The 12,886-nt window shown below is 62.0% G+C and carries 10 protein-coding genes; 5 read left to right on the top strand and 5 right to left on the bottom strand.

Annotation, left to right across the window (positions count from 1 at the left end; all coding sequences use genetic code 11):
- Nucleotides 1-75: 75 nt before the first annotated feature.
- From KBZ33_RS19810 to KBZ33_RS19800, 3 genes are all read right to left on the bottom strand, one after another.
- Nucleotides 76-2,175 carry a site-specific DNA-methyltransferase gene (locus KBZ33_RS19810; protein ID WP_254955162.1) on the bottom strand — a complete coding sequence of 700 codons (2,100 nt, stop codon included), beginning with the start codon at nt 2,173-2,175 and terminating at the stop codon, nt 76-78.
- Between the two features lies 1 nt (nt 2,176).
- Nucleotides 2,177-5,257: a BPTD_3080 family restriction endonuclease gene (locus KBZ33_RS19805; RefSeq protein WP_254955161.1), complete on the bottom strand. Its 3,081-nt coding sequence runs from the start codon at nt 5,255-5,257 to the stop codon at nt 2,177-2,179.
- Between the two features lie 141 nt (nt 5,258-5,398).
- A complete protein-coding gene (locus tag KBZ33_RS19800; protein WP_254955160.1) occupies nt 5,399-6,475 on the bottom strand; it encodes a hypothetical protein in 1,077 nt (358 codons plus the stop codon).
- Nucleotides 6,476-6,575: 100 nt separating this feature from the next.
- On the opposite strand from KBZ33_RS19800, the gene KBZ33_RS19795 reads away from it, so the two are divergent.
- The gene (locus KBZ33_RS19795) at nt 6,576-8,801 is read left to right on the top strand and encodes an ATP-binding protein (protein WP_254955159.1); all 2,226 of its coding nucleotides are present in this window, start codon (nt 6,576-6,578) and stop codon (nt 8,799-8,801) included.
- A 13-nt stretch (nt 8,802-8,814) separates the two neighbouring features.
- Here the strand turns inward: KBZ33_RS19795 and KBZ33_RS19790 are convergent, their stop codons facing one another.
- Entirely contained in the window at nt 8,815-9,453 is a 639-nt protein-coding gene (locus KBZ33_RS19790; protein WP_254955158.1) for a hypothetical protein, read from the bottom strand.
- Between the two features lie 139 nt (nt 9,454-9,592).
- Entirely contained in the window at nt 9,593-10,282 is a 690-nt protein-coding gene (locus tag KBZ33_RS19785) for a thermonuclease family protein (protein ID WP_254955157.1), read from the bottom strand.
- A gap of 114 nt (nt 10,283-10,396) precedes the next feature.
- Here KBZ33_RS19785 and KBZ33_RS19780 point away from each other — a divergent pair, with 114 nt between their 5' ends.
- From KBZ33_RS19780 to KBZ33_RS19765, 4 genes are all read left to right on the top strand, one after another.
- Nucleotides 10,397-10,738: a hypothetical protein gene (locus tag KBZ33_RS19780; RefSeq protein ID WP_254955156.1), complete on the top strand. Its 342-nt coding sequence runs from the start codon at nt 10,397-10,399 to the stop codon at nt 10,736-10,738.
- A gap of 5 nt (nt 10,739-10,743) precedes the next feature.
- The gene (locus KBZ33_RS19775) at nt 10,744-11,091 is read left to right on the top strand and encodes a DUF4236 domain-containing protein (RefSeq protein WP_254955155.1); all 348 of its coding nucleotides are present in this window, start codon (nt 10,744-10,746) and stop codon (nt 11,089-11,091) included.
- 10 nt (nt 11,092-11,101) lie between these two features.
- Nucleotides 11,102-11,299: a hypothetical protein gene (locus KBZ33_RS19770; protein WP_254955154.1), complete on the top strand. Its 198-nt coding sequence runs from the start codon at nt 11,102-11,104 to the stop codon at nt 11,297-11,299.
- Between the two features lie 973 nt (nt 11,300-12,272).
- Nucleotides 12,273-12,581, top strand: coding sequence for a hypothetical protein (locus KBZ33_RS19765; protein WP_254955153.1), 309 nt, complete (start codon nt 12,273-12,275; stop codon nt 12,579-12,581).
- Nucleotides 12,582-12,886 lie beyond the last annotated feature (305 nt).

Below are 12,886 nucleotides of genomic sequence, written 5' to 3'. Positions count from 1 at the left end.
AAAACAGTCCAAATGCTGCGAAATCGGGCTGTCTGAGCGCTTGAACTGAACCCATCTGACGAAATCACCGAGAAATCAGCTCGGAGATGGGAAAACACGACTGCTTAGACGGTTTTTCCGCAAACTCTTATGGGCCTGCTGTACTCCAGCCACGCGCAGCGTATCGAGGATCATCTGAGCGAAGTCAGTTGCGCCCTCTGCAGTGGCCCCTTGTTTGTAGGGATCCACCACTGAATCGTCGTCGTTGACGATCATGGTGCGGTGGGGACTCAGGCTCTCTACCGTGAAAGGACCAGCGACACGGGCCTTGGACTTGTCTTCGTATGGCTTGTTGAAGAGATACTCGGAATCAGCATTGGCGGAGATGGAGGCATCCATCTCTTTCTGGCTTTCAATACGGGCATTCCACAAGTTGGCGTGTAAAGTTTTGGCCTCCATGGACCAGGCTGGCTGCGACTCGCGGGGAATCTCCCATGCTTTCCAGTCTCTGCCGACAACAGCATTAAGCTTCTCCTGCAACGGCTCAAGTGTGGCGTGCCACTTGTCCCAGATTGCGTCTATTTCGGCATTGTTGGCTATGGACTTGAGCGTGACGCGCGGAGACCGCTCATAGACAAAACCTAGTCTTATGCTGTGAGAAACTGGATCAGAGGAAGGCAAAGAGCTAGTTAGTTCGGCTTCTTTCTGCTTGCCTTCAACGGAGTCAGCGAGCAAGTAGTAAGGATATTTTGCGCCCATGATGCGGGCTCGCGCTAAGGCAAGAGCTACACGCGATGTATCGACTGTGATCCACCGACGCCCCCATTGCTCGCTCACATATGCTGTAGTTCCCGAGCCACAAGTTGGATCAAGGACCAAGTCGCCCGGATCGGTAGTCATTAGTACACATCGCTGGATAACCGCCTCGGACGTTTGCACAACGTACGTCTTCTCAGGCGCCGCAAACATATCGCTCCAGATATCTGTTACCACTTCGGTTGCCGCATCGTCATAAAAATATCTCCATCTAAGGCTGGTCTTCAGTGGTTGAAGGCGTCCCGCCTTGGCGAGCCTGGTCATGCCACTCTCATGCGTCTTCCAGCTCTTCCCCTTGGGAGAGAGGTAGGTCTTACCGTTTATAGCGAAATCATATGTGCACGATGAAGTATAGCCAGAAGATGCGAGGTTCTGGGGCGTGAACATTCGAGCTGTAGGCTGTTGGCCAGCGGTGGCTCGACTAATTGTCAAGCCGTCTGGAAGAAGGGCTTGGGAGAACTCAGGATGGTTTTCAAGTAGCTTGGGAAGTCGCGGCTGTCGAAACTTCAGCTGGGTCTTGTTTTTTGAGTACCAAAGCAAGAAATCTGTTGTGCGCGCCAGGTCGGAGACAGCGAGAGGGCTCTTGACCCGAAGCGTAATTTGAGCGACAAAGTTAGTGTCTCCAAAGACCTCGTCCATCAAGCAGCGCACGCGGTGCACATTCTCATCCCCAATCTGGACAAAGATCGAACCAGGATCAGTGATTAGGTCTTTTGCCGCGATAAGCCTATCGCGAAGATAGGAAAGGTAGCTGTTAACACCGTCTTTCCAGGTGTCTCTGAAGGCCTTTACTTGCTCGGGCTCGCGGGTAATATGATCTTCTCTGCCATCTTTGACGTCTCTACTTGTGGTTGACCACTGAAAATTGCTATTAAACTTGATCCCATAGGGTGGATCAAAATAAATACATTGCACCTTCCCTCTTAGTCCCTCTCTCTCGGCCAGGCTCGCCATCACCTGAAGTGAGTCGCCCAGAATCATCCGGTTTGACCAGTTCTGATCGTGCTGATAGAACTCGGTCTTGGCCTCCTCAGATGGCAGCCCATTGAAAGCTGAGAAGAGATCGATCTGCTTGGCATCCCCTTCACCTTGTTTGCTTTGGCGCTTCAGGTCATCAATCAGCACCTTCGGGTGGATCTTCTCCTGGATGTAGAGCGGTGGTGCATTCACCACAAGCGGAGAGTCATCCAGCAGATCCTTGCCGCGCCAGATCAGCTGAGGGTCGAGATCAGGATTCCGCCGCTCATAGGCCACCTGCAGCGGTGTTTTCTCCTGGTTTTGCACCATCGTCTGGTACTCAGCCGCTGGGATATTCCGGCGTGAGGCGTCGTCGTGCGAGAAGCTCTCGATCTGTTTTTCGCTGGCGGGCTTTTTCGGCATCTCAGGCCACCTCCACGGCGAGCACAGAACCCAGAATCTGATTCACTTCTTCTTCTGCAGCTGACGACAACTGATTTTCCATAACAAGTGGGTCTCGGAACTCGGCAAAAGCCCACCGCCCGAACTTGCCTGTGTTGTTGACTCCAGGCACCCAGTAGGTCTCCATCGTGTTCTTCTTCTCTTTGGCATCCTCTCCCCGATAGCCCTTCACTTCGCAAACGAGATTGAGTAGATCATCTTCACCTCGTCCGTCATCCACCACCACAATGAAATCTGGGATGTAGCGCCGCGGCTCTCCGGCGAGCAGATAAGGCACCTCGAAGCCCATCGACTGGTTTTTCACCCAGCGAAGCACCTTGGGGTGGGCATCGAGCACCCGGCAGAACTCTTGCTCCCAGGTGCTATCACAGATGGCCCAGTTCACATGGCAGCGGCGTGAGTCGGTTTCCCAGCGCAGCGTCTTGGCAGTATTGAAGTTCACGTCCATTGTGCTGCCGGTGGGGTTGTAGGGGTCAAGGATCGCCAGCCGTTTGCTGTCTGCCCCGGCGCTCACGACAATCGCCGACATCATGCGCTCGCAAGCCCTGTCGGCAATTTTGCGGTAGACAAGTTGGCCGTGGTTAGTGCCGCCTTTGCAAACGAGACACTGATCCAGCCACTCGCGCACTACCTTCTTCAGCTTGAGGATCAGGTGATGCTTGGGAACGCCCTGACCATCGGGGTACTTGGTTTTCACCAGGTGCGTGGCCAGATGGAGGATCACTGTTGATTTGCGGAAGTCCTTGATCCGCTCAGGAGTGAGCTCGATGCCTTCTCCGATGATCCCCTGGTTACTGGTGATCGTTGGTCCCACCAGTTCAGGGGTGAGCTCCAAGATGTGATCGTCCGTGAAGGTGGCCTTCACCTCCTCATCGGGAAGTTCTATGCGGTAGCCAATCACGTTGGGGAAGGTGATCTCCTGACGATCTCGTTCCGGGCTGATGGCTTTGACGTGGATTGTGTTCGGTGGCGGCTTGACGGGGGCCCGCACCGCCTGGGCCGTGAAATCAAACGGGATGCCGAGGATGTCGGCATATTCCACGTCATAACGACCGGTGTCTGGATTGAGTTGATAGTTCTGGCGGCGCAGGGCGCGGCCCACAACTTGCTCACAAAGCAGTTGTGTGCTGAAGGCCCGCACGCCGAGCACATGGGTCACCGTGTTGGTGTCCCAGCCCTCAGTGAGCATCGCCACCGAAACCACACAGCGGATGTCGGCTCCGAGCTTGCCCGGCTTACCCACCGTATTCATCACTTCCCGCAGCAGATCGGCATCACTGAGCTTGGACCCAGCAGCGCCAGCTCCCTCTCGCTGGATGATCTCGCGGCGGAACTGCTCGATCTCTGTCCCCGCCATCTCCCTGAAGTTGGCATCAAGGGCCTCACCGCTCTCCAGCTGTTCGCTGTCGATCAGGAGCGTTCGTGGCCGGGGTAGGGGGCGTTCGTAGTCGTCGTAGTTGGAAAATAGGGGGCAGGCTCCTTTGCGAATCTGCTTATCGCCACGTTCATCTTCCACTTCATACCCCGAGATGTAGTCATAGACCAACTTCGAGGTGGAGGTGTTGTTGCAGACGATGATGAAGCACGGCGGCACTTCAAAGCCTGCTTGTTGCCACAGCTCAAAGGTCGTCACGTAGTGGCCGTAAAGCGCCTCGATTGCCGAGTTGAGTTCCGTGGGCAGGCTGTCAGGCGCATATTGACCAGACTTGCCGCGGCCCTTTTTGGGCATGCTCTTTTTGATGTTCTTCCACAACTCCCGGTAGAAGGGCATCTCCTTGCTGATGTTGTCGGCCACCGGCACCCGCGGCAGCTTCACAACTCCGCTTTCGATGGCATCCATCAAGGAAAAGTCGCTCACCGCCCAGGGGAAAAGCGTGCCCTCTGCGTAGCCGGAGCTGGCTAAAAAGAATGGCGTCGCCGATAAGTCGATCACCCGCTGCTGGCCTTTGCCGATCTTGCGGCTGACGGCCTCGATTCCAGAGATCCACATCCGCGCCGCTTCGCGGTGACTCTTGGCTTCTGCCTTCTCCTCTGAACTCAGCTGGATCTTCTCTCGCTCCTCATCGCTGATCGGCTTCTCCCGGTAGCAGTGGTGGGCTTCATCGTTGATCACCAGCACCTGCTTCATGCCCATCAGTTCGCTCATCACGCGCTGGAGCATTTGGCCTTCGGTTTCGGTGGTGGCCATCTGCTCACCCCTCCAGCCCTCCATGAATTGGCGCGTGCCCTTGGCTAGATCCAGTAGCTCCCGCTTGCGGAAGGCGTGGTAGTTGGTGATCACGATCCGGGCCTTGCCCAGCTCTCCCACCAAGTCTTGAGGCACCAGCTCCATCCGCCGGAAGTAGCTCTCGGTGTCATTTGGCTTCAGCACTCGGAGCCGGTCGCGGATCGTGATGCCTGGAGCAACCACCAGAAAGCCCTTGGTGAAGCGGCTGCTGCCGGGGTGACGGGCCGCGTTGATCGTCTGCCAGGCGATCAGCATCGCCATCACGGTGGTCTTGCCCGCGCCGGTCGCCAGCTTCAAGGCCATCCTGAACAAGCCGGGGTTGGCCTCGTCGTTGGCGCTTTCCAGTTTTTCGAGGATGTCTTTGCCGCGCTTGCCGATCTCCGGTGCCACCTCCGTCAGCCAGATGGCGGTCTCAGCTGCTTCGATCTGGCAGAAGAAGGGCCGGATGCCCTGGAACTCGTGATGCCGCCAATGCTTCAGCAGGCGGGCCGTCTCCGGCGTCACCTTCCACTGGCTCTCCGGAGCCTGGCGCCACTCCTCCACCAGTGAGCGGATGGAGTTGATCTGCTGGGTGACCTCGTATTGCTGGTCATCGGTGGAGAGGCCCTGGGCTTCGAGCTCGAGGGATCGCTGCACAGCCTGCTCCCCCTTACCGCCCCGCTTCTTCGGCTTGGGGATCGGCGTGATCAGCCGAGACTCGCGCCGGTACTCGACGATCTTCTGGGTGGGAATGCCGTCCTTGTCAAGCTCCCAGTGCCGGAGCGGTCGCCCGTAGGGGGAGTTGAGGATCGGGTCCTCGAAGAAGCGCTCGCTCATCGGTGGCCCCCTTTCAGGGCGCACAAAAGTAGTGGGGCGCTGTCAGGAATGGCGAGATGCCACCGCCCTTGACCCAAACGAGCTGCAGTGACGCTTCCCCTAGCCATACGCTGACGTCGGCGCGCCCCGGTTTGCGTAGTTCTACAGCGGGACAGCAGCAGATGCAGTGCGTTCGCCATGCTCATGACGGGGTAGCGATGCACCAACTGCATGGTTTTTCGATGAGATCCCTGCAGGGCTTGCCTCGCGCGTTCCCCCTTCTGCCGGATCTTTCTCCTCCTGGGTCAGGTCCCCCTCACCGATCCGCGCCTCCCCCGCCTTCTCCACCCGCTGCCGCAAGGTGCGGATCAGATGGCGAGCCTCCCGGCTGCTGCCCACCAGCCCCTGCGGCAGCAGCAGCCATAGCTGTTCGCTCAGCTGGGGCTGCTCGGAATGGGCGACCAGGCTCTGGGTCTGGAACCAGCCCGGATCCACCAGCCCCGGGCAGAGGGGCATCGCCAGCTGGCGATCTTGCATGCGCTTCAGGCAGGAGGGAACGTCCTGGCAGCTGATCGGCTGCTGCTCCACCTGGAAACCATGCCAGGCCAGCGCCTCATGCAGCAGCGGTGTGACATGGCGGCGGGGCAACAGCACCTTGCGGGGAGTGGTCGCCTCAGCCGTGGTCGGCAGATGGCTTACCAGCTGCAAGGGCAACGTCCCCAGCGGCACCGTGATCACACCGCTCCAGCTGGGTAGGCGCTCGACGGCCAGAACCAGCGGGTGGCACCAGGACGACACGATCGCCCCATCGATCAAGGCCTGGCTCAGCAGCTGCGCCCACTCCTGCGAGGGCCGGATGCGCGGCGGCACCGCCTGCACGCTCAACAGCCCGGCCAGCAGTGCCTGATGCAAGGGGTCGGTGGCGATCCGCAGCTGTCCGCCCATCAGCCGGTGGGCCCGGTAGGCCAACCGCAGCTGCCGCAGGCTCTCATTGCTGCCATAGCGGCAGACACTCGCCCCCCGTCCTGGCTGCAGGCGGAACTGCTGGCCCATCAGCGCGGCGCTGCGGCAGACCGTGCTCTGGTGCATCGCCAGGGCGCGGGCCGCCTTGGGCTGTGATCCGGTGAGCTCCAGCAGATCGAGCACATGCAGATGCTCAAGAGGAACTGGCGGGGCGTAGCTGGGGCCGTGGCGTCGCCTTGACGGCAGGGCGGCTTGAACGGTGCAGGAGCTGGCCACAGAGCGCTGTCGATGTGCAGGTGCCCAGCGTCACCAAGCCAGGCCCTGGCGTGAACGATTCACCTGCGAAAGACTTGAGGCACCCCGTCGTCTGGCCTCCTTGCCCTCCGCCACCGCGGCGCCGCTGCGCTGCCACCTGCTGATCGGCCCGCCCGCCAGCGGTAAGACCACCCTCGCCAGGGCTCTGGCACCGTTGCTCACCGCCTCCGGTGAACCGCCGGCTCTGCTGCTCTCCACCGATGCGATCCGCGCCGAGGTCTTTGGCGATGCGGCCGTGCAGGGCCCCTGGATCGACATCCAACAGCGCCTGCAGCAACGGCTGATCGAGGCGGTGGCGGCCGGCATCCCGGTGATCATCGATGCCACCCATGCCCGCCGCCCCTGGCGGCTGGCGATCACCCAGGCCCTGCTGCTGCCGGCGCCGGTGGAGTGGATCGGCTGGTGGCTCTACACCCCCCTGCCCACCTGTCTGGAGTGGAACCGCCAGCGCGAGCGCCAGGTGCCCGAGGCGGTGATCCAGGAGATGGCCGCTGCCCTGGCCGATCCTCACTTCGGGCCCAGCCGGGCGGAGGGCTTTGCGGCCATCTGCGCCGTTGTGCCCACCCATCACGACGACCTGGAGCCCCTGCTGGCTGCTGAATTGGCGGCCCTCGACCGCCGTATCCGCAGCGCCCGGGCCCGCGAGACCCATTGGCAGCTGCATGGCTACTCGCGCCTGCTTGATCTGGAGCGGCTGCTGTTCCTGATCCGCCTGCTCAGCCGTTACCCCGAGCTCGACGCCGCTGATCCAATCACCCGTGAGCAGCTGGAGGCGATCGTGTCGCCCTTGCCGTCGGGCGATCTGGCGGAGCGGGCTGCGGCCTTCCTGGGCCGGCTGCATGGGGAGTGCTACGGCGAGGCGGGGGCGATCCGAGCGGATTTGGCCTGGCTTGAGGCCAATGGCTTCTGCTTCTGCGGAGACAGCCTGGCTCCGATCCGGTTGGCGGAACTGCCGGCGGCGCCGCATAGCGGCGGTATTCAGTGCGGCATTCAGGGCGGCGTCCATGGCGGCCACCCGCCGATGGGTGACGGGCCGGTGTTCCAGCGGGTGATGACCCTGCTGCGTCACTTCCTGCAGGTGCCCTTTGATCGGCCGGCGGAGCCCGGCGCCACCCTGCACCAGCACCTGATCGCCGCCACCGAATCCATCCCCGGCGCCTACCTTCCGGGTGAAACGGCAACGCTGCGCAAGGACCTCGAGAAGGTTCTCACTCCCTACGGCTTCCGCAACCGCCACGACAATGTGCGCCACGGTTATTGCCTGGGCACCGCCGTGCTTTCACCACCCCGGCTGCGGGAGCTGCACAACGTGGTGCGCCAGGCCGCCGGCCGGCTGGCCGATCCAGCAGCGCAGGCCCTGCTGGCCGAGCTGGATGAACGCCTGGGCTGGGCTGGGATCAGCGCCGATGACCTGGCGCCTGTGCGCAGCTACGCCCGCCATGCGGTGGTGGACACCGCCCTGGTGCGCCGCGATTCGCTGGCCGTACCGCGGCAGGCGGAGGCGATTGAGGCGGCGATCGTGGCCCATCGCCGCGTGCTGCTCGAGCGCTATCCAGGGGTGGGCAGCTTTGCAGGCAGCGCCGAGGGCGAGCTGCGGGTGTGGCCGCTGCAGCTGATCTTCCACAACGTGGGCTGGTATCTCCTCTACGAAGACGACCAGATCGGCCAGGAGCAGGGCCTGATCCGTAGCGAGCGGCTTGATCGCCTCACCCTGCGCCGCCGTGAAACTGGCTTCCGCCGCAGCCCTGAGCTCCATGCCGCTGCCTTGAGCAGGCTGGAGCGGCTGCTGCACCACAGCGGCGGCATCTACTTCGGCGGCGATCTGGAGCAGCAGCTGGCCATCGCCAGCCCCTCGGCCCAGCGCCGCAGCCAGCTTCTGGCGACCCTGCGCTTTTGTTGCGCCCCCTGGGCCTTTGCCTTCATTCGCGAAGGCCTGCAGCGCTACCCGATCGAGCACACTCGCTTCTCTCAGCCGCTGCCAGGCGACCGCTGGTGGCACCACCCCAACGCGCCGCATGTGCTCCAACCCGGCGCAGCCAATTCCAGCCACCCCTACCCGGTGGAGCTGGATCTGCCCCCCTGGACCGTGGCGGCCGACATCGACCTGCGCAGCTGGCTGTTTGCCTTTGGCGGCGGGATTCGCCTGGAGAGCCCTGATGCACTCAGGCAGGAGCTGGTGCAGCGCTGCCAGGAGGCGATTGGGGCCAATGGTGGCCGACAGCCAAGTTCCGAAGCCTCTTCTTTATCACCTGGCAGCAGATCTGCCAACCGCATGCGGCGCGATTGAGAGGCGGTTTTACTCAGTCAATGGCACCCAGTCTTGTTTTCTCTGCTGCCACCAGAGCTGGATACTTCCCAGCCCAGATCTGCACAGCAGGATTGGCCGCCAGGTAGGCATCCCAGCTGCAGCCGTAGGACTTGAGTATGCGAGCGCAGTCAAGCGCAGCAATCCGTGCCTTTTCGGCCGTCTCTGCCTTGATCTGATCAATGCGTCCCTGAAGGTTCTTGTTGACCTCCCCGACGCTCAGCCCCGTCATGCCCATCAGCTCCATCATGAACTGATTGGCGGGAACGTTGTTCTTGAAGCCAACTGACGTTGCCTGAATATTACCGGCTTCGTCGATGTAACTGATCGAGAAGGTGTAATCGTGCTTTTTGGCGGCAAAGCCGATCAGGCCAGGTATGCCAAAGAGCACAACACCAGCAACGCCCATGCCCACATCAGTTTTGCTTCCTGATCCGCCCTGTGACCAAGAGAGCACCTGCTCTTTCTGGATGACCATTCCTGGCGTGCCGATTTGGCCATTGGCGAGGGTGACGGTGCATTCCGAACCACCGGTGCAGAGGGCCTGATACACCGCCGCCAGACCTGGTGTGGCAGTGACTCCGATGGCTGTTGCTGCAGCACCGGCCGCAAGTCGATGGATGGAGGAGTGCATGATGAGCTGCTGAATGACTCCTATCTAGTCCCGCTAGTGCTGCAAACTGCCAATAACGGCTGATTCAATGCCAACACCGCATGGTCTCAGCGTTATTGATTCAGGTGACTCCTCTTGGCGTGGATACTTCTGGTGGCTTTTACCGCAGCGATTCGCAGGCCTCTCCATCGCCGTTGCCATCGAGATAGGTGTGGCCCTGGCGCAGCAGCTCCTGGGCGCGGGCATAGGAGCCGATCTCCTTGCAGCGGTAGCGGCGGCCGCCGGGTGTTGTGCCATCAGGAATAACGGCTGAGCGACGAGCACGGCGGAAGTCCCAGGGGCGGGTGATGCCGCCCTCCTGCTGCCACACCCCATAGCGATGTCTGCTCGCCCGGTACTCCGCATCGAGGTACTCCTTGGCATCACAGCCGCTGAGGTAGCGCCGGTAAGCAAAGGCCTGGCCGTCTTCCACCAGCACCAGGTTGATGTTGAGGTCGCTGATCACCTCGGCCACCGTACGGCCATAGCGATCGGTGCTGTGGGGCTGGATGCTGACCACCCTGCCCCGCGGCAGGCGCTGCATCAGGTAGGCCCGTGACTGCTGACCCCAGGGAGACTGCGCCGTTTCGGGGGCATCGATGCAGGCCAGGCGGATGGTGATCGGCAGGCCCTGGCGGCTGACGCGCAGGGTGTCGCCGTCGCCGATCGAGAGGACCTTGGCTCGGAATTCGGTGGCCGGCGCTGCTGCTGCGCTCAGTTGGCTGGCGCTGGGGATGCTGGCAGCGATCGCCAGGAGCAGCAGGAGCTGCGGTTTCAGGGTTGGGGCATGGGGATACCCCAGGAGTGGCAACCAACAAGCCTGACAGTTCTGCGCCCTGGCGGATCCATCCATGCGATGCCTGCATGGATGGATGGGCTACCAGCCACCAAGGCAGGGCACTCTGGAAGGGGTGATGGAGTCACGATGCGCGTGCGCTGGTTCCTGCTGACTGCGGCGTTGACTGCCTCGGTGAGCGTTATGGCCAGTGGTGGCGCCCTGGCCCAGCAACCGGTGCGCCCTCTGCCCAGGGTCGGTGGCTGCCCGCTGGGCTACTTCGCCTCCGGCAGCTATTGCGTCCCGTCCAAGGGCGACAACACCCGCGGTGCCATTGAGAAGGCCGGCAACAGCTGTCCGCTCGGTTTTTATGCTTCCGGCAACTACTGCCTCAGCAGCCCTGGCGCCAACCGAGAAGCCATCGAGAAGGTGGGCAACTCCTGCCCGCTGGGCTGGTTCGGCTCCGGTTCCTACTGCATCAAAAACCCCTGATCGCCATGGGCTTCCGCTTCCGCCGCTCCGCCCGCCTGGGGCCACTGCGCTTCAACTTTGGTAAGGCCGGGTTGAGTTCCTTTTCCGTGGGGGGTCGCGGCGCCTCGTTCAACATTCCGGTGGCGCGCAGCGGCGGCCCACGCACCACGGTGGGCCTGCCGGGCACCGGCCTGAGCTGGAGCATGGAGAACTCGCCCGATCACCCTGTGGCGATTCCGGCGGGTGCGGCCCAGGGGCTGCCCAACAGCCGCCGCCTCCGGTCCGGTCAGCTGGAAAGTCTCAAAGCTGAACTGCTGGGCGGTGCTGCATCAGCAACTCTTTTCTCCCGGTTCCACCGGCCAGCGGCTCTGTGAGCTGGGCTTGGTGAGCCGCCTGCTCGCCGATGGTTCCCTTGGTGCACGGCCGACCGGGCTGCTGGCGATCATCGAAACACCGGAGGCGATGCAGGGTTACCTGTTGCGGGCCCAGGGCCAGGACGATGCCAAGCGCCGCGCCCAGCGCTGCATCGAGGCGGTAACGGAGGCCGTCCGGCTGGCGACACTGAGGGGCTGGCTGCGCTGAACAAAGGAATGCAGAAATGTCCTGCCGGCAGTGCCGGTTCAGACAAGGGCTTGAACCATGGCTACCGCCACAAAAGAAGGCGCCCCCGGTAGGGGCGCCTTAGCACCGGTCGCAGATGGTCAACCTGGCATTTCGGATGCCATCCGGTCTGGTGTCGTTTTGTTCCACAGATGCCCTGTCTTGGGCCTGGCAGGCAAGGAATCAGTCACGGCTCAGGGAAGAGATGCTCGGGGCTTGACCTTCCCAGAAGTGACTGCTTGGCCGGGTTATGCAGCCCAGCTTTCACACTTCAAAACGCAGGAAATAGCATATTGCTCACTCGTCCACTTGGGGTGGCTACCATATGCCACGTTGGGCCTGTTTCCAATCAGTTCACCTTCACAGAAACCCCCGGGGGACTGACCCGGATTGCTTTGAGGAGAGAACCTTGGGGGGCTTTCCCCTCAACCACAAAGTAATGCTTTTGGGCAGAGAGAGAGGATCGAGCGTGTTCCTCTTCCCGTATGGAGATGGGCGGTTTCAGGCCCCCTCCATGCCGCCGGGGGTGGATCAACCCGGTTGCAGAGCCAATCTCGGTGAAGTCACTGTCGTGAAGCCCCGTAACCACGCTGGCCAAGAGCAGCATCGAATCTGCATCAATCCCTGCTGCCAGCCTCCTTTCGTCCGAAGGTGAGTGTGACCGATTCGGAGGCCCTTTGATGGATGACACTCCCCCGGGGCAGGCGTCAGGAGCGCGCTGACGATCCGGCCCCTGCTCCAACACTCTCATCGGATCTCTGGCTTCCCTGGCGTGTCACGCCGTCGCCGTCCATCGCACCGTTCACGAGCTCAGCTCCAGGTGCCCCGGACCCAGCGGGAAGCCCCACTGGAACCCTGGCCCCAGGTGCCAGCGTCAGCCACTCCGCCCCACCAACCAGAATCCTTCTGAGCCCGGTGGCCTCGTCACCGGGCTTTGTCGTGACCCCCCCGTTCCATGGCTGACCTCGCCCGGACCCACCAGGCCCTCGCTGAGGACTACCGCTGGCCTTTGCAGATCGCCGCCGGCAAGTTGCTGGCCCTGCCCAGCTGGTCGTTGAACGCCACGGTGGCGATCATCCACACCCAGGTGGAAGGCATCACGATCGGTGCGGTGAGGAGCCTGCCCGCCTTCCTCGATCACAGCCCGCCGGAGTTCGATGCCTTCATGCGGCTGCAGGAGCAGGGGGTGAGCCTCGGGGAGGCCTACCAACAGTGCCTTGCCGAACAAGGCCAGGAGTTCCTCGATGCCATCGAGGTCGCCTAAGCCCGTGGGGCGTTGGTCACCCACGACAATCTGGCCGAATTCGCAGCCCTTTCCCAGAAAGGCTTTGCCCGAATCCCCCGTGAGCTGCTGGTGCTGGCCCAGTGGCCTGACCATGTCACCGGGTTTCTGGTGTCGTGTCAGCCGTTGCGGTGACCTCGGCGCGAAGCGCCCGCTGCCGCAGGGCCGACTGAAAGTCTTGTTAATCCCTTTCCAGCGTCTGGATCCCGCTCCAGCCGAGCATCCTGTTGATGTCGTGGGCCACGGCCATCAATCCAGCTCTGATGGAGCGGAAGCCATTGGTCCGC

It is taken from the genome of Cyanobium sp. Cruz-8D1 (genome assembly GCF_024345975.1).
Taxonomy (GTDB): Bacteria; Cyanobacteriota; Cyanobacteriia; order PCC-6307; family Cyanobiaceae; genus Cyanobium.
This window is presented reverse-complemented; position numbering and strand designations above follow the sequence as displayed.